This is a genomic window from Noviherbaspirillum aridicola (assembly GCF_019656455.1).
GTDB classification, from domain to species: Bacteria; Pseudomonadota; Gammaproteobacteria; order Burkholderiales; family Burkholderiaceae_D; genus Noviherbaspirillum; species Noviherbaspirillum aridicola.
Genome location: NZ_BPMK01000002.1, coordinates 14,561 through 31,290, shown reverse-complemented (window position 1 = coordinate 31,290; position 16,730 = coordinate 14,561). Strand labels below are relative to the sequence as shown.

Genomic DNA, 16,730 nt, shown 5'->3' with positions numbered 1-16,730 from the left:
AAAAGCCCCGGAATATCCGGGGCGTCGTCACATCGGCTTGCGCTAGTGGATGCTCGGCTGGCCGGTGGTGCCGCCGAACTGCGCGCCTTCCGTGCCGCGGCTGCCGCTCCCCTGGCTGACGCCGCTGCTCACCTGCTCCTGCACGCGGCCGGCTTCCTGCTTGGCGGTGTCGGCAACCCGCTGCGCGGATTGCTTCAGCACCTCGGCCTGCTCGCGCGCGGTTTCCTTGGCGCGGTCGAGAAGGTCGTCGCGGACGCTGCCCATCAGCTCGTTCTCACGCTGCGTGCGCGGCAGGGTGGCGCCGAGCGCCGCACCGACCGCGACACCGAGCGCGGCGATCACCAGCGGCTGTTCGTCGACGAGCTGCCCGGCGCGCTCGCGGGCGCGGTAGTACTGCTCCTGGGAGCGACGGCCCATCTCGCTCATCCGCGCCGACGCCGTCTGCGCGGTCGAGGACATGCGGGCGCGGGCGGTCTGCGCGCTTTCCTGCATGCGGCCGCTCATGGACGATGCGGTGCTGCTGAGGCGGCTGGAGACGGACGAAGCGGTGCCGCTCAGGCGCTGGCCGACATCGCTTGCCTTGTCCCTGATGCCGCGCGCGGCATCGGAGGTGCGCATCTTCGCCCGCTGCATCACGCCCTGGCTGTCGCCGGTCTCCACCGCGCCGGCGCCGTACCCGGTGGCGAATTCATCCTCGTAGGCAGAATCCATGTCGGTGTAGTAGGCGGCGCCGCGTCCGCGGGAGTAGCCCGTGTCATAGCGGGGGCGCCGCTCGGCTCTCATCAGCCACGCAACGCCGATACCGATCAGGGCCACGGGGATCGGATTGTCTCGGATGGTATTGATCAGATTCACGCTGAAGGCTCCTGGTGTGGTGGAGAGGGCATATTCCTTGGCGTTTCCCATCATTTCGCTCGGGGAGAGCTTGTGCTGGATCGCCTCGATGGTCGAGCTGAAATCGGCGCGCGTGCGCTCGATGTCGCTCTCGATTTCCTCGGGACTGCGCTTTTCGTTTTCGTTCATCTTATTTCCTCCTGCACTAGCATCTTGTCACGGCGCAGCGACTCCATCGTCCGGCGCGGCATCAGGCGATCGGCGGTCAGCTTCTGCGTTCCGCCCCTGAGCAGCACGTAACCGATGGCCACCACGACCAGCCCGACGATCAGCGGCGCCAGCCAGGGCGCGACTTCCGGCGGCAGCAGCGCCTCCACGCCTTTCACCAGCGCCAGCAGCAGCACCAGGGCGCCGGCCAGCAGCACGGCCGCCCCGATGGCCACCGCGGCCACTGCCTTCTGCGCGTCGGCGATCTTGTCCGACATCTCGACGCGGGCAAGCTCGATCTCCTGCCGCACCAGGTCCACCACGTCGCGCGTCAGGTCGGAGAACAGCGCGCCGAGGGACTTGTCACTCTTGTCGATCATCATATCGAGGGTCCTCCCGCTCCGGATCCGTTCAGCGGCGTCGCCGAACTGCCGATCGTGGTGCCGCTCGTGCCGGGCGTGCCGTCGGCGCCGACGCCGCGCGACGCTGAGCCGCCGCTGCCGACGGAGCCGGCGCCGCCCGTGACACCGGCGGCGCCAGTGGTGCCAGCGGTGCCTGTGGTGCCGGTCGTGCCCGCCGCGCCGGTGGTCGAGCCCATGTAGGCGCCGGAAGAGGTGGCCGCCGCCGAGCGCCAGGCCTCATCCTGCTCGCCCGAATAGCCGCGGTACTCGACGCCCGAGGTGGATGAACTCTTCAGGAAACGTGCGAGCAGGAAGCCGACCGCGACGCTGCCGACGAAGAATGTGCCGGGCGAACGGCGCGCGAGATTCTGCGCGTCGTCGAGCAGCGTATCGAGGTCCTTCTCGCGCAGGCGGCCGCCGAGGTTTTCGAGCTGGTCCGCCAGCATGCCGACATAGCGCGCCACCTGGTCCTGTCCCTCGCCCTGCAGCTGGCCGGCGGTGCTGCGGATCGCGCTCGCCACCTGGCTCACCTGGCCGACCGCGGTCTCCTTCTGCTGGTCGAACACGGTGCGGCTCTTTTCCTTGGCCTTGCTCGCCACGTCGTCCGCATACTGCCGGGCGCTGCTGGCAAGGCGCGAGGTGCCCTCCTTCATGCCGCCGCCCATCGGCGAGGTCGAGCGGCCCGACATGGCGGCGCCGGTATATCCGGCGTCGATGCCGCCGCTGCTGCCGGCCCCGCTGCTGGCCATCGATGTCGCCGTGCCCGGGCTGCCTGTCATTGGCGACATATCATCCCGGACGCGCTCGCCGGGTCCTGGCTGCGTTCCGCCCGAGATCATGCCCTTCCCATCCTGGTTCTGGTCTGCCATCGCTTCCACTCCTGTTTGTTGGTTGGACACGGTCGTCCGAGAACGCCCGTGCCATTGGTGAACGAAGGTAAGTGCTGCACAACATGTTAGAAATGCAAGCAGGTGTTTAGTTCAGGCGCTTGTCAACCAACTGCGCGGGACACGCTTTGCGTCATACGCGGGGGACGGGGACGCGCCCGAATTTCACCCTGTCATTACTCCGGGGAACAGAACGCGCCGACACGAGACGGTTTTCTGCCGCACGCGGGCGATGGTCTCCGCCGCCGCCTCAATGCGCGGCCGCGCGTGGCGTGCGCAGCTGCTGGAGAAAATCCCCCGCGGGCGCCGGCTCGCTGTACAGATATCCCTGATACGCATTGCATCCCTGCTGCGCGAGGAAGTCCCGCTGCGCCTCGGTCTCGACGCCCTCGGCGATCACCGCGAGGCCGAGGCTCTGGCCGAGCGCCACGATGGTGCGGGCGATGGCGGCATCGTTGGGATCGACCAGCACGTCGCGCACGAAGGACTGGTCGATCTTGAGCTGGTCGAGCGGAAAGCGCTTCAGATAGGACAGCGACGAATAACCGGTACCGAAGTCGTCGAGCGAGAAGCCGACGCCCTTGCGCTTGAGCGCGGTCATCTTGTCGATCGTCGTCTCGATGTCCTCGACCAGCAGGCTCTCGGTCAGCTCGAGCTTGAGCCGGCGCGGATCGGCCCCGGTCCGGTCGAGGACGCCGAACACCTGCTGCACGAAATCCGGATGGCGGAACTGGCGCGCGCTCACGTTGACCGACATCGTCATGTGCGCCGCGCTGGGATCCTTTTCCCATTGGGCCAGCAGGGCGCAGGCGGTTTCCAGCACCCACTCGCCGAGCCGCAGGATGAGGCCGGTCTCTTCCGCCAGCGGAATGAATTCCGACGGCGGCACCAGACCGCGGCGGGGCTGTTCCCAGCGGATCAGCGCCTCGGCGCCGGTCTGGCGTCCGTCGCGGTCGACCTGGGCCTGGTAGTACAGGACGAACTCGTTGGCGCGCGCCGCGTGCCGCAGGTCCGCCTCCAGCCCGAGCCGGTGCCGCACCGCTGCCTGCATGACCGGATCGAAGAACCGAATCGCATTGCGCCCGGCCGCCTTGGCCTGGTACATCGCCAGGTCGGCACGCTTGAGCAGGTCGTCGACGTCGGCGCCCCCGCCCAGCGTGCCGGGAAAGATGGTGACGCCGATGCTGGGCGTGCTCACATGCTCATAGTTCTCGAGCGGATACGGCTGATTGAGCGTGGCGAGTATCTTCTCGGCGGTGCTTTCGGCCTGCACCGCGGCTTCCTCCGCCACCGGGCTCAGGTCCTCCAGCAGCACCACGAATTCGTCGCCGCCGAGACGGGCCACGGTGTCGCTCTGGCGCACGCAGGAGGAGAGCCGCTCAGCCACCTGCGTCAGCAGCAGGTCGCCCTTGTCATGGCCGAGCGTGTCGTTGAGCGTCTTGAAGTTGTCCAGGTCGATCAGCATCAGCGCGCCGCTGCGGCGGCTGCGTGCGCAGGTCGCGAGCGCATGCTGCAGCCTGTCCATCAGGGACGACCGGTTGGGCAAGCGGGTAAGCTGGTCGAAGAAGGCCAGCTGCTGCACTTTCTCCTCGGCGGCCTTGCGCGCGGTAATGTCGGTGTGGATCGCGAGTACCGACTGCACCTCGCCGTTCTCGCCGGTGATCAGCGTCCAGTGCGCCTCCACGGTCAGGTCCGAGCCGTCCTTGCGGGTCTGCCGCAGCTCGCCGCGCCATTCGCCGTTGCGGCGCACCGCCTGCATGGGCTTGTCGAACTCGTGCGGGTCGCGGTAGAGCAGCGTCTGCTTGCGGCGGCCGATCGCTTCCTGCGCGGTCCAGCCATACAACCGTTCGGCGCTCTTGTTCCAAAAGATGATGCAATGCTCGGGATTGCAGACGATGATCGCGTCCTGCGCCTTGTCGAGCAGCGACGCCTGGTCCCGGATGCGCGCGTCGGCCACCTGGCGTTCCAACTCGCTCGCCGCGCGCGCGGCGAAGATGCGGAACATCGACAGCACGAAATCGAGCTGCCGCAGCGGCGCGCGGAACAGCACATACAGCAGGCCGACCGGGGCGCCGGCCGAGTCGACGAGCCGGCTGCCGACGTAGGCGGAAGCGCCGACGCCCGCGACGGCCGGGGCCTGCGGAAAACGCTCGAGGGCGCTGTCCGGCACGACCACCGTCGGCTCGGTCAGCAGGCGCTCGCAGGGCGTGCCGACGACGGGGTACTCGATGTCGTCGGCTCGCGCGCCGTCGACCACCGCCACCATGGTGCGCACCCTCGCCGGCTCGCCGGGCAGCAGGCGCGCCACGTAACCGGCCTGGGCGCCGGTCGCGTCGGTCAGGTTGCGCACGAGCTGCTCCAGGAAGGCGGTGCCGGTGGTGGCCGACACGCTGGTGGCCACCTGCAGGATGGCTTCCTCCAGCCGGCGCTGGCGGCGCTGCGACCTGACATGGCTGATGCCGAACGACACGTCGCCGGCGAGGTCCTGCATCAGCTTCACCTCGTCGTCGGAAAACGTGCGCACGGTGCGCAGATACAGGTTGAGCACGCCGAAGACCCTGCCGCGGTGGGTCAGCGGCAAGGCGATCAGCGCCCGCATGCCCTCCCGGCGCAGCCAGTCCATCCATGGGGCGAAGCTCGGCTCTTCCAGCAGGTCGGAACACACCACCGGCCTGCCTTCCCGCACCGCGGTGCCGGTCGGCCCCCTGCCGTGCGGATCGGCGTCGGACCAGCGTATGTCGAGCTGGTTCGCGCGTTCGACATCCTTGAGCTCGCCGGCGTAGGCGACCGGCCGCACCGACTTGCGGCTGTCGTCGCGCACCAGGCCGATCCAGGCGAAGTCATAGCCGCCTTCTTCGAGGGCCAGGCGGCAGATCTGCCCGAGCAGTTCGGTCTCGTCGTCGATGCGGATCAGGGCTTCGTTGCAGCGGCGCAGGAGTTGCAGCGCCCGGTTGGTGCGGCTCAGCTCGAGCACGCGCTGCCTGCGCTCGGTGACGTCGCGCTGCACCGCCACGTAATGGGTCGCGCGCCCACTGTCATCGAATACCGGCACGATGTCGATCTCGACCCAGAATTCCTCGCCGCTCTTGCGGTAGTTGATCACCTCCACGCATGCCGGCTGCTGCGCCAGCATCGCGTTCTTCATCTTGTCCAGCTCCTCGCGCTGCGTGCGCGGTCCCTGCAGCATGCGCGGGCTCCTGCCGATCACTTCTTCCTTCGCGTAGCCGGTCAGGCGCTCGAAGGCGGGATTGACGAACACGATGCGCGGCCCCTGCTCGTCGCCGGCATCGGCCTCGGTCACCATCACCATGTCGTTGAGACGGCTGATGCAGGTCTCGAGCAGGCGCAGGTGCTCGTCCGACTGGTGACGCTCGGTGATGTCCTGGGTCGTGCCGGACAGCAGCTGCGGCGCGCGTGCGTCCGGCAGCAGTTCCGCCCGCATGTGAAGATGGCGCAGTGCGCCGTCGGCGCGGCGCATCCGGAAGCCGACGTCGAGCGGCACCGCGTGCTTGAGCGTGCGCTCTGCCGCTATCAGCACCCTTTCCCGGTCCTCGGGCTGGATCATGCTCATGAAGACATTGATGTCCTCTCCCGGCGGCGGCGGGTCGATGCCGAACAGGCGATAGAGCTGCGGCGAGCAGTCGAGGCGTTTCTCCGGCAGGCTCAACTGCCAGCTGCCGGTGGCGGTCTGCCGCTGCAGCGTATCGAGACGGGCGGTGCGCTCCTGCAGAAGCCTGTCGGCCTGTGCCTTTTCCTCACGCAATTTTTCCAGCTGCTGTTGCGCCTCGTCGTATGCAAGCGTCGCCAGCACGTTCGCGGCAAGCATTTCCAGCGCGCTCGCCTGCTGCGGCTCGAGCGTGCGCGGTCGGTAATCGAGAACGGCCAGTGTGCCGAGCGGAAAACCGGTCGGCGAGTAGAGCGGCATGCCCGCGTAAAACCGTATCGACCACGGCGGACGCAGCAGCTTGTCGGCGGAAAACAGCGGGTCGGCGGCGGCATCCGGCACGATGTACAGCTCGCGGCCGCATACCGCCTGCGCGCAGAAACAGGTGCCGCCCTTGCCTTCGAGCGGCGCCAGTCCGACGGTGTGACGATGCCAGCGCTGATGCTGGTCGAGAAAAACGAGGAGTGCGGCAGGCGTACCGCACAGCCTGGCGGCGAGAGTGGGAATGTCTTCGTAGGAAGTATGTGCCGGCATGCCTTGCGTGCAGTTCAGGACGGGCGCCCGGCCCGTCCGAACCTTGCCCGTCGATCAAGTCTCCTTCCAACTTAGGAACCTCAATCGCACGGATTGTTCCGCGCTGCATGGACAGCGCGGAACGGGGCCGGTTTCAGTCGGCTGCCTTGCCGACCTTGTAGACGCTGCTGTCGGCCGGGCCGGTGACGTCGATCTTGCCGACCAGTCCCTTGCCGGCGCGCGACAGGGCATGATCGACCAGCAGGTAGCTGCCCGGGTATTCGACCTTGAAGTCGACGATGGTCGCGCCGCCCGCGGGCACCAGCGTGGTCTGCACGTCTTTCTTGACGGTGCTGATCGATCCCTCGCTGTAGACCTTGTCGAAGATCTCGCCGATCACGTGGAAGGAAGAGATCTTGTTGGGGCCGCCCACGCCGAAGTAGATGCGTACGGTTTCACCGGTCCTGGCTTCCATCTTGTGTTCCTTGGTGAGCGCGCCGACCGCGCCGTTGAACACATAGTAGTCGGGCAGTTCGGCGGCCATCTTGTCGACGTCGAAGTCCTGGTGTCCCTTCGTGCCGTGCTTGTGGGAGGTGTAGATATCGCCCTGCATCACGTAGAACTCGCGGTCGACTTTCGGCAGCCCGCCTTCCGGTTCGACCAGAATCAGGCCGTACATGCCGGCCGAGATATGGTGCGGCACCAGCGGCGTCGCGCAGTGATACACATAGAGGCCGGGATTGAGCGCCTTGAAGGTGATGGTCTGCTCCTTGCCCGGCGCCACCTGGGTATGCTGTCCGCCGCCGTGTCCGCCGGTGACCGCATGCAGGTCGATGGAGTGCACCTGAGTGCTGTCGGCGCGGTTGGCGAGCGTCAGCTCCACCGTGTCGCCGGTGCGCACGCGCAGCATCGGGCCGGGCACTTTCTTGTCGAAGGTCCAGTAGGTGAAGCTGGTGCCGTCGTCAAGCTTGCCGTTGAGCTCCACCGTCTCGATGCGGTACTTGCGCAGCTGCGGTCCCTTGTCGGTAAGCGGCTTGGGCACGGCGTTCGGGTCCATCGCGATGCTGACCGCCGCGGCGTCGGCCGCCTTGATCGCGGCGGCGGCGAGCGTGGGCACCCTGGGTGCCGGCGCCTGGGCGGCGGCCGCCGCATTGCCGGTGATTTCGATCACGCCTTCCATGCCGATCTGGCGATGGCCGGGAATGGTGCAGATATACGTGAACTTGCCTGCCTTCTCGGCCTTGAAGCGCAGCGTCACCGGGCCGGTCTTGCCGTCGAACTTGGCCGAAGCGAGATTCAGCTCGGGGATGGCGATGTCGTGCTGCGCGCCCTCGCCGCTCGAGACCACGATTTCGATCGTGTCGCCGACCGCGGCCTTGAGCGCCGGATTGGACTTGCCCTGCTGGTCGATGTAGACCATCTTGCCGTCGACCACACCGGTCTTGAGCACGAAACGCTGGACCGAGGCCTTGGCCTGCGCGGCCGGCTTCGTCGCCGGGGCGGCGGTGGAGACTGCGGGAAGCGCGGCGGCGACGAACAGCGCGGAGATGAAGAGGGCGAGCGGCTTCCTGATGCCGGCAGTGACGGTTGCGAATGACATTTTCTTGTTCCTTAAAACTAGTTCAGAAGGCAGCGTGGCCGTCTGTCGTTCCGGCGCCCGGGCCTGTCGGCCGGCGCGCGTGAATGTCATGAACCGCTTTGTCCGGATCAGGCTGGCGGTCGCGCTGTGGAGACCATTCTGAATTCCGGGGGCTTCGAAAACCTTAACCTATGTTTAGAAATTCCAGGCCCCGGTGGCAGGGGAGGGAGCTGATTCGCTAACGGGTGCCGTTGCGCGGCGCGCGCTCGAGCCTGACGTATTGCTGGTTGACCGCGCGCGATGCCGGCCGTCGCGTGACGCTCTCGAGCGTGGCGCCGTCGAGCACCTTCAGATAGGCGCGGGTCGCGTCGTTGAGCACATCCTTGAGCGCGCAGGCCGCGGTGAATGCGCAACTGCTCTTCGCGCCGTCGAAACATTCGGCCATGAAGAAGTCGGTCTCGGTCGCGCGCACGACTTCACCGATGTTGATGTCGGCCGGTTCGCGCGCAAGGCGCAATCCGCCGCTGCGGCCGCGTATGGTTTCGATCACGCCGAGCTGCCCGAGCTGATGCACGACCTTGGTCAGGTGGTTCTTGGCGATGCCGTGGAAATCCGCAATGTCCTGGATCGTCACCAGCCCCTCGCGATGGGTCGCCAGATATATAAGCGTGCGCAGCGCGTAATCGGTATAGGAAGTCAGTCGCATGGTGTTATGGCAAGGGCGGCTTGCGGCAGGCGGCAAAAAGAAGCAAACATTCTACATCTTTCATGCGGCGATCCGGTGCCAGATCAAGGAATCCCGGATTCGGACGACTTAAAAGCTACATTCCATTTGCATGTTTTAATTGATGCACATAGAATGCATCTTAAATCGTTTCCCCCTTCAACTTTTTCAACGCCCAACAAGGAACTGCCATGCAATCCACACGCAGACTCTGGACTTGGCTCGCTGTCATCTGCGCCTTCTCATTCGCCGTACTGGGATGGGTGGGCACGGAGATCTATCTGAAAGCGCCGCCGATTCCCAAACAGATCGTCAGTAGCAACGGCACGGTGCTGTACACCGGCGAGCAGGTGCAACGCGGCCAGGAAGCCTGGCGCGCGGCGGGCGGCCAGCAGGTCGGCTCGGTCTGGGGCCACGGCAGCTATCTGGCGCCCGACTGGTCCGCCGACTGGCTGCACCGCGAATCCGTCGCGCTGCGCAATGAATGGGCGCAGAAGGAATTCGGCCAGGCCTGGGGCCTGCTCGACGCTGGCCGCCAGGCGCAGCTCGCCGCGCGCCTGAAGACCGAAATGCGCGCCAACACCTATGATGAGAAAACCGGCGCCATCACATTATCGGAGGCGCGCGCCGCCGCGGTGAAGGACACCGCCGCGCATTACGCCGGGCTGTTCGGCGACGACAGCAAGTTCGCCAAGCTGCGCGAGCAATATGCGATGCAGACCGGTTCGCTCAGCGACCCGGCCGACCGCGACGCCCTGACCGCATTCTTCTTCTGGTCCTCCTGGGCCGCCGCCACCGACCGTCCGGACGAGACCGGCGTGAGCTACACCAGCAACTGGCCGCATGAGCCGCTGGTCGGCAATACACCGACCGCCGGCGCCGGCATCTGGTCGATCGCCAGCGTGATCCTGATGATCGCCGCCATCGCCGGCATGATCTTCATCCATGCGCGCCACAAGGAAGAAGACGACCCGGTTCCGCCCAAGTCCGATCCCCTGTTCAGCCTCAAGGCCACGCCGTCGATGAAGGCCACGAAGAAGTACTTCTTCGTCGTCATCGCCCTGATCCTGGCCCAGGTCGGCATGGGTGTCATCACCGCTCATTACGCGGTCGAAGGCACCAGCTTCTTCGGCATCCCGCTCGCGGAGATCCTGCCGTTCTCCGTCAGCCGCACCATCCACACCCAGTTCGCGGTGCTGTGGATCGCCACCGCCTGGCTCGCCACCGGCCTGTTCATCGCGCCGGCCATCTCCGGCCATGAGCCGAAATTCCAGAAGCTCGGCGTCGACCTGCTGTTCTACGCGCTGCTGTTCATCGTCGCCGGCTCGACCCTGACCGGCTGGCTCGGCATCCTGCAGAGCCGCGGCGTGGAATTCGCGTTCTGGTTCGGCAACCAGGGCCTGGAATTCACCAGCATGGGCCGCGTGTGGCAGATCCTGCTGTTCGTCGGCCTGCTGTTCTGGGCCACCCTGCTCGGCCGCGGCCTCTGGCCCGCGCTGAAGACACCGTCGGAAAGCCGCGGCCTGATCGCCATGGTGTTCCTGTCGGCCCTGTGCATCGGCGGTTTCTACGCCACCTCGCTCACCTGGACCCGCGGCACCCACTACTCGATGGTCGAGTACTGGAGATGGTGGCTGGTCCACCTGTGGGTGGAAGGCTTCTTCGAAGTGTTCGCCACCGCGGTCATCGCGCTGCTGTTCACCCGTCTCGGCCTGATCCGCGCCGCCGCCGCCAATAGCGCCATCGTGCTGGAAACCATCGTGTTCCTGTTCGGCGGCATCCTCGGCACCCTGCACCATCTGTACTTCACCGGCACGCCGACCTTCGTGATCGCCATCGGCGCCATGTTCTCCGCGCTGGAAGTCGTGCCGCTGTCGCTGATCGGCGTGGAAGCCTATCGCAACTACCAGCGCTCCAAGGCCGCCCCCTGGGTCTCCGCCTACAAGTGGCCGATCCTGTGCTTCATCGCGGTCGGCTTCTGGAACACCGTCGGCGCCGGCCTGCTCGGCTTCTCGATCAACACCCCGATCGCGCTGTACTACATGCAGGGCCTGAACATGACCGCCGCCCACGGCCATGCCGCGCTGTTCGGCGTCTACGGCATGCTCGGCATCGGCCTGATGCTGTTCTGCCTGCGCGGCCTGTTCGAGCGCGCCGCCTGGCCGGAGAAGTATCTTGCCCCGACCTTCTGGCTGCTCAACATCGGCCTGGCGATGATGGTGTTCATGTCGCTGGTCCCGGCCGGCATCTACCAGGCCGTCGGCGCCATCACCGAAGGCCTCTGGTATGCCCGCTCCGCCGAGTTCATCCACTCCTCCTTCATGGAGACCATGGTCTGGCTGCGCGTGCCGGGTGACATCGTGTTCGCGCTCGGCACCGTGTTCCTCGCGCTGTTCGCGGTCCGGCTGCTGACCGCCAGCCTGCGCAAGCAGCCGGTGGCCGGCGCGGTCCCCGCTCAGGCCTGAGCCTGACCGAGGCGGCGCTTCGTGCGCCGCCTTTTTTCTCATTCAAGGAATACAACATGCCCCACGACTGCTCTCTCCCCACGATGTCCGCCGGCGTCTATCCGTTCGACGCGCGCGGCATCGCCAAGCGCTTCCGCCACGCCGCGATCTTCGGCGCGCTCGACGCGCTCGAACCCGGCGAGACCATGCGCTTCTGCAATGACCATGACCCGATTCCGCTGCTGCGCCAGCTTGCGGAATTCTTCGGCCCGCGGCTGCAGATGGCATACGTCCGGCGCGAGCCAGGCGAGATCGTGATCGACTTCCTGGTGGTCGGCTGAGCCGACAGCCCGCGCGCGGCCGGCGCCGCGCGCCCTCCTTCACCTCCGCGCCGACCTTCCCACAACCGGGAATCCCCCTCCCCTCCGCAGGCGCCAGCCTCTCCCGCTGCGTTGCCGCCACGGAAAAAATAGCCGGCAGGCTTGAATATCCCGCAAGCGTCGTCATATGAACTACGTTTGCGCTGTCTCAGCAGGAGGCGGCGCGACGTTCTGCAAGCTTTCGCGCATTGAATTAAGTTAACCGGATGGCGTCGAAGTAGCGCAGTTCAGCTCACCACCTCACAGGAGCCTTAGTGAATCCCAAGCATTTCCGCCCCGCCGTCTGGGCCGCGATCATGTTCGTGATATTTTTTGCATTCGGATCGATGGGCGGCAGCGCCGACGGCCCGGGCAACGCGACGCCGATCGCCTACTCCGATTTCCTGACCGAGCTCAAGTCCCAGCGCATCAAGGAAGTCACGATCACCGGCGAACGCATCACCGCCGTCACGAACGACGGACAGGTACTCAAGACCACCGCCACCCTGCTCGACCGCGGCCTGGTGTCCGACCTGATCGACAGCGGCGTCACCTTCGACGTCAAGAACCCGGAAGCGCCTTCCTTCCTGTCCCAGGTCTTCATTTCCTGGTTCCCGATGCTGCTGATGATCGGCGTCTGGATCTGGTTCATGCGCAAGTCGCAGGGCGGCGCCAAGGGCGGCATTTTCTCGATGGGCAAGTCCAAGGCGCGGATGCTGGACGTGAATACGAACCAGATCACCTTCGCCGACGTCGCCGGCTGCGATGAAGCCAAGGAAGAAGTCGGCGAGATCGTCGACTTCCTGCGCGACCCGCGCAAGTTCCAGCAGCTCGGCGGCCGCATCCCGCGCGGCGTGCTGATGGTCGGCCCCCCGGGTACCGGTAAGACCCTGCTCGCCCGCGCCATCGCCGGCGAGTCCCGGGTGCCGTTCTTCACCATCTCCGGTTCCGACTTCGTCGAGATGTTCGTCGGCGTCGGCGCGTCCCGCGTGCGCGACCTGTTCGAGAACGCGAAGCAGCACGCGCCCTGCATCATCTTCATCGACGAAATCGACGCCGTCGGCCGCCATCGCGGCGCCGGCATGGGCGGCGGCAACGACGAGCGCGAACAGACGCTGAACCAGCTGCTGGTCGAGATGGACGGCTTCGAAGCCAATTCCGGCGTCATCGTGATCGCCGCCACCAACCGCGCCGACGTGCTGGACAAGGCGCTGCTGCGTCCCGGCCGTTTCGACCGCCAGGTGATGGTCGGCCTGCCCGACATCCGCGGCCGCGAGCAGATCCTCAACGTGCACATGCGCAAGGTGCCGATCGCGTCCGACGTCAAGGCTGACATCCTGGCACGCGGCACCCCCGGCTTCTCCGGCGCCGAACTGGCCAACCTGGTCAACGAGGCGGCGCTGTTCGCGGCACGCCGCAACAAGGGCACCGTCGACATGCGCGACTTCGAGGACGCCAAGGACAAGGTCATCCTCGGACCGGAGCGCAAGACCGCGGTGATGCGCGAGGAAGAGCGCCGCAACACCGCCTACCACGAGTCCGGCCATGCGGTGGTCGCCAAGCTGCTGCCCAAGGCCGACCCGGTGCACAAGGTCACCATCATGCCGCGCGGGTATGCGCTCGGCCTGACCTGGCAGCTGCCCGAGCATGACCGCGTCAACATGTACAAGGACAAGATGCTCGAAGACATCGCCATCCTGTTCGGCGGTCGCATCGCGGAAGAGATCTTCATGGGCACGCAGTCCACCGGCGCGTCCAACGACTTTGAGCGCGCCACCAAGCTTGCGCGTGCGATGGTGACCCGCTACGGCATGTCCGAGGCGCTCGGCACCATGGTCTACGGCGACGAGCAGGATTCGCTCGGCATGAGCGCGCCGACCGTGTCCGAGGAAACCCAGCAAAAGGTCGACATCGAGATCCGCACCATCCTCGACCAGCAGTACGCGCTGGCGCGTCGCCTGCTGGAGGAAAACCGCGACAAGGTGGACGTCATGGCCAATGCGCTGCTCGAGTGGGAAACCCTCGACGCCGAGCAGGTCCAGGACATCATGGAAGGCAAGATGCCGCGCGAGCCGAAGTACGGCCCGCCCGCGCCGCGCGCCGACCGCACGCCGCGCGTACCGCCGGGTGCCGCGGCACCGGCATAACGATGGATGCGGCGTCCCCATCGGGACGCGCGCGCGAGGACGCATCCATGCAAAAGGGCCAGCGATTGCTGGCCCTTTTTTTCCGGCTGGCGTCCGTGGCTGCCGGGAACACCGGACATCCCGGTCCCGGTCGGTGCGCTTGCGTTACTGCGCTACTGCGCAGGCTGCGCGGCCTTGCCGCCGGTCTGAGCAGTCGTGCCGCCGGACTGCTTGGTTTCCGCTGCCGCTTTCACCTTGCCCGGCGCGATGCGCTTGGTGTTCCTGAACTCGCTGTACTTGGTGCCTGTCTTGTCTGCGGGGTACTTGTTCTTGGTGTTGGCTGCCATGGCATTTCCCTTTTCCAAATAAATGTTGAACAATCAGCTTAGTCCCGCTGACCGCGCCAAGGTTTCATGCCGCTTGCCAATTTCTCCTCATTCTTCGCGATCCTCTGCCTGCTTCTGCTGGCCGGCTGCGTCAGCGGCCCCGCGATCGACCGCAGCTACAGCGCGGTGTCGCAGGACAGCCGGGTGCGCTACGTCATCCTGCATTACACCCACGGCGACCTCGCGCGCAGTTTCCGCACCTTGACCGAGGGCCGGGTCAGCAGCCACTACCTGCTGTCGGATCGGCCGGCGGCGATCTATCAGCTGGTGGACGAGGACCGCAGGGCCTGGCATGCCGGCGACAGTGCGTGGAACAAGGACACGCAGCTCAACTTCAGCTCCATCGGCATCGAACTGGTCAACGGCGGCTATGCCGATACGCCGCAGGGCCGTCTCTGGCATCCCTACACCGAAGAACAGATCACGCTGCTGATCGACCTGCTCAAGCAGATCGTCGCACGGCACCGGATCGCGCCGGAACACATCCTCGGGCACAGCGACATCGCCCCTGGCCGCAAGGTCGATCCGGGCCCCCTGTTTCCATGGGAGCGCCTGGCGCGCGCCGGCCTGATACGCTGGCCGGATCCCGCCCTGGTTGCGCGCTTGCGGCCCGTATTCGCGCTCGCGCTGCCGGACGCCGCCTGGTTTCAGCGCAGCCTGCGGCGGCACGGCTACGCGCTGGCGGAGACGGGGCAGTGGGACGATGCCTCGCGCAATGCGCTCGCCGCCTTTCAGATGAAATACCGGCCGACCCGTTTCGACGGCATGCCCGATGAGGAAACCGCCGCGATGCTCGAAGCGCTGGCGACGGCCTCAGGCGCGCCCGACTGATCCTCAGTTTTTTATTACGTATTCGACTGTATTTTCCACCATTTTCCGAAGTCACCAAATGCGCAAGACTATGTCGCATCGCTCATGTCGAGCAGCCTTCGGAGGATACGGATCATGGTTGACAGTATTGGCACCTGGTGGATGTGGTCGGGCTTCTTCATTTTCGTTCTGGCGATGATCGCCGCCGACCTGCTGCTGCTGGGCGGGAAGCAGGCGCACAAGGTCAGCCTGCGGGAAGCGGGCGCATGGTCGATCGCCTGGGTCGTCATCGCGTTGCTGTTCAACGCGGCGCTCTGGTGGTACCTCGACGGCACGGCCGGACGTGAACTGGCCAATCAGAAATCCCTGGAATTCCTGACCGGCTATGTGATCGAGAAATCGCTGGCGGTCGACAACATCTTCGTCTGGCTGATGATCTTCAGCTACTTCGCGGTGCCGGCGGAATATCAGCGCCGCGTCCTGCTCTACGGCGTGCTCGGCGCCATCGTGATGCGCACGGTGATGGTGCTGGCCGGCGCCTGGCTCATCAGCGAATTCCACTGGATCCTGTATGTGTTCGGCCTGCTGCTGCTGGCGACCGGCGTCAAGATGCTGGTGTTTGCCGACCACGAACCCGATCTCGAAAAGAATCCCGCGCTGCGCTGGATGCGCGGTCACATGAAGGTGACGGAGCAGTTCCACGAAGAGCGCTTCTTCGTGCTGCGCGAGGGCGTGCGCTACGCGACGCCGCTGTTCCTGGTGCTGGTGCTGGTCGAGATCACCGACCTCATCTTCGCGGTGGACAGCATCCCGGCGATCTTCGCGATCACGAGCGACCCGTTCATCGTGCTGACCTCGAACGTGTTCGCGATCCTCGGCCTGCGCGCGATGTACTTCCTGCTCAAGGATGTTGCCGAGCGCTTCCACCTGATCAAATACGGCCTCGCGTTCGTGATGATGTTCATCGGCGCCAAGATGCTGCTGGTCGACATCTACAAGGTCCCGGTGACGGTGTCGCTGGCGGTGGTGGCCGTGCTGATCGGACTCTCGGTCGCGGCGAGCCTGATGATCGCGCCGCGGGAAAAGCCGGCGCGCGAGGCTGGCTGAGTGGCAATCAACCGGGTCGGGCTTGCGGGGCCGACCCGAGTCGCATCCGGGCGAATAGGACAGTCTTGCGCGGGCGGCGTTACAGCACCCGCGCAAGGCGCTCTTCGTTCAACGGCAGGAAGCCCTGCCTGAGGTAGAAGCGCCTTGCCGCGCCATTGGCCAGATGACAGGACGTATCGATGCGGCGTATCCCCGCTTCGCGCAATGCGCCGGCCAGGCTGGCGAGCATGAAGCCGCCGATGCCCTTGCCTTCCTGCCCGCTGCGCACCGAGACATCGTCGAGCTTGGCGACGATGCCGCCGGCGGAGGTGGAGATTGCGTAGCAGACCACGCAGCAGCCCACGGCGCGATCCGCTTCATACACCATCCACACGAAACCATGCCCGGGCCGCGACAGGAAAAGATCCAGCGCATTCCGGAGCGCCGCCGGGCCGCCGTCGCCGTAGGCGGCGCTGCTGTCCCGGTAGTGCTCGTCCGCGGACAGAAACTGCGCCAGCAGATCGAAGGCATCGTCGCGCTCGCGCGCGCTCATTTTTTTCGCGGTGATGGTCGTGTCGGTTGGCGGCACGCGGGTCCTCCATGCTTTGCGGGTTGTGTAGGGAGAGCGGCGATATTCTAACGGCTGCCATGACCGACGCCCGGCCTCTGCCAATTCCCGTACCTCTTGTCTTTGCAGGAACACACCCAAG

Annotated in this window: 13 protein-coding genes; 5 read left to right on the top strand and 8 right to left on the bottom strand. The window is 66.0% G+C overall.

Annotation, left to right across the window (positions count from 1 at the left end; translation table 11 throughout):
* Positions 1-42: 42 nt before the first annotated feature.
* From NCCP691_RS02025 to NCCP691_RS02000, 6 genes are all read right to left on the bottom strand, one after another.
* On the bottom strand, positions 43-1,023 hold the full coding sequence (locus NCCP691_RS02025; protein ID WP_220806577.1) for a DUF3618 domain-containing protein: 981 nt from the start codon (positions 1,021-1,023) through the stop codon (positions 43-45).
* Complete coding sequence (locus NCCP691_RS02020) at positions 1,020-1,424, bottom strand: phage holin family protein (protein ID WP_220806576.1); 405 nt, start codon at positions 1,422-1,424, stop codon at positions 1,020-1,022. Before NCCP691_RS02020 ends, NCCP691_RS02025 begins: the two co-directional genes overlap by 4 nt.
* Positions 1,421-2,221: a hypothetical protein gene (locus NCCP691_RS02015; RefSeq protein ID WP_220806575.1), complete on the bottom strand. Its 801-nt coding sequence runs from the start codon at positions 2,219-2,221 to the stop codon at positions 1,421-1,423. The genes NCCP691_RS02020 and NCCP691_RS02015 overlap by 4 nt, the downstream gene beginning before the upstream one ends.
* A 358-nt stretch (positions 2,222-2,579) precedes the next feature.
* Entirely contained in the window at positions 2,580-6,527 is a 3,948-nt protein-coding gene (locus NCCP691_RS21495) for an EAL domain-containing protein (protein ID WP_220806574.1), read from the bottom strand.
* 133 nt (positions 6,528-6,660) lie between these two features.
* Entirely contained in the window at positions 6,661-8,106 is a 1,446-nt protein-coding gene (gene nirK, locus NCCP691_RS02005) for a copper-containing nitrite reductase (RefSeq protein WP_220806573.1), read from the bottom strand.
* A 217-nt stretch (positions 8,107-8,323) separates the two neighbouring features.
* The gene (locus NCCP691_RS02000; protein ID WP_220806572.1) at positions 8,324-8,791 is read right to left on the bottom strand and encodes an RrF2 family transcriptional regulator; all 468 of its coding nucleotides are present in this window, start codon (positions 8,789-8,791) and stop codon (positions 8,324-8,326) included.
* 209 nt (positions 8,792-9,000) lie between these two features.
* Between NCCP691_RS02000 and NCCP691_RS01995 the strand changes: the two genes are divergently transcribed.
* From NCCP691_RS01995 to ftsH, 3 genes are all read left to right on the top strand, one after another.
* Positions 9,001-11,274: a nitric-oxide reductase large subunit gene (locus NCCP691_RS01995; RefSeq protein ID WP_220806571.1), complete on the top strand. Its 2,274-nt coding sequence runs from the start codon at positions 9,001-9,003 to the stop codon at positions 11,272-11,274.
* 56 nt (positions 11,275-11,330) lie between these two features.
* Positions 11,331-11,594, top strand: a complete 264-nt coding sequence (locus NCCP691_RS01990; RefSeq protein ID WP_220806570.1) for a DUF2249 domain-containing protein — start codon at positions 11,331-11,333, stop codon at positions 11,592-11,594.
* A gap of 293 nt (positions 11,595-11,887) precedes the next feature.
* Entirely contained in the window at positions 11,888-13,759 is a 1,872-nt protein-coding gene (gene ftsH / locus NCCP691_RS01985; protein ID WP_373870316.1) for an ATP-dependent zinc metalloprotease FtsH, read from the top strand.
* 152 nt (positions 13,760-13,911) lie between these two features.
* Here ftsH and NCCP691_RS01980 read toward each other — a convergent pair whose 3' ends face one another.
* A complete protein-coding gene (locus tag NCCP691_RS01980; RefSeq protein ID WP_220806569.1) occupies positions 13,912-14,085 on the bottom strand; it encodes a hypothetical protein in 174 nt (57 codons plus the stop codon).
* Between the two features lie 66 nt (positions 14,086-14,151).
* Between NCCP691_RS01980 and NCCP691_RS01975 the strand changes: the two genes are divergently transcribed.
* Together NCCP691_RS01975 and NCCP691_RS01970 are read left to right on the top strand one after the other, a co-directional pair.
* Positions 14,152-14,955 carry an N-acetylmuramoyl-L-alanine amidase gene (locus tag NCCP691_RS01975; protein ID WP_220806568.1) on the top strand — a complete coding sequence of 268 codons (804 nt, stop codon included), beginning with the start codon at positions 14,152-14,154 and terminating at the stop codon, positions 14,953-14,955.
* A 114-nt stretch (positions 14,956-15,069) separates the two neighbouring features.
* Positions 15,070-16,041, top strand: coding sequence for a TerC family protein (locus NCCP691_RS01970; RefSeq protein WP_220806567.1), 972 nt, complete (start codon positions 15,070-15,072; stop codon positions 16,039-16,041).
* A 79-nt stretch (positions 16,042-16,120) separates the two neighbouring features.
* Here NCCP691_RS01970 and NCCP691_RS01965 read toward each other — a convergent pair whose 3' ends face one another.
* Positions 16,121-16,609 carry a GNAT family N-acetyltransferase gene (locus NCCP691_RS01965; protein WP_220806566.1) on the bottom strand — a complete coding sequence of 163 codons (489 nt, stop codon included), beginning with the start codon at positions 16,607-16,609 and terminating at the stop codon, positions 16,121-16,123.
* Positions 16,610-16,730 lie beyond the last annotated feature (121 nt).

Bases quoted from the DNA above. Each gene is read 5' to 3' on its own strand.
- NCCP691_RS01980 (WP_220806569.1), bottom strand. From the start codon at position 14,085: ATGGCAGCCAACACCAAGAACAAGTACCCCGCAGACAAGACAGGCACC.
- NCCP691_RS02015 (WP_220806575.1), bottom strand. From the start codon at position 2,221: ATGACAGGCAGCCCGGGCACGGCGACATCGATGGCCAGCAGCGGGGCC.
- NCCP691_RS01990 (WP_220806570.1), top strand. From the start codon at position 11,331: ATGCCCCACGACTGCTCTCTCCCCACGATGTCCGCCGGCGTCTATCCG.
- NCCP691_RS02020 (WP_220806576.1), bottom strand. From the start codon at position 1,424: ATGATGATCGACAAGAGTGACAAGTCCCTCGGCGCGCTGTTCTCCGAC.
- nirK (WP_220806573.1), bottom strand. From the start codon at position 8,106: ATGTCATTCGCAACCGTCACTGCCGGCATCAGGAAGCCGCTCGCCCTC.
- NCCP691_RS01975 (WP_220806568.1), top strand. From the start codon at position 14,152: ATGCCGCTTGCCAATTTCTCCTCATTCTTCGCGATCCTCTGCCTGCTT.
- NCCP691_RS02025 (WP_220806577.1), bottom strand. From the start codon at position 1,023: ATGAACGAAAACGAAAAGCGCAGTCCCGAGGAAATCGAGAGCGACATC.
- NCCP691_RS01995 (WP_220806571.1), top strand. From the start codon at position 9,001: ATGCAATCCACACGCAGACTCTGGACTTGGCTCGCTGTCATCTGCGCC.
- NCCP691_RS02000 (WP_220806572.1), bottom strand. From the start codon at position 8,791: ATGCGACTGACTTCCTATACCGATTACGCGCTGCGCACGCTTATATAT.
- NCCP691_RS01970 (WP_220806567.1), top strand. From the start codon at position 15,070: ATGGTTGACAGTATTGGCACCTGGTGGATGTGGTCGGGCTTCTTCATT.
- NCCP691_RS21495 (WP_220806574.1), bottom strand. From the start codon at position 6,527: ATGCCGGCACATACTTCCTACGAAGACATTCCCACTCTCGCCGCCAGG.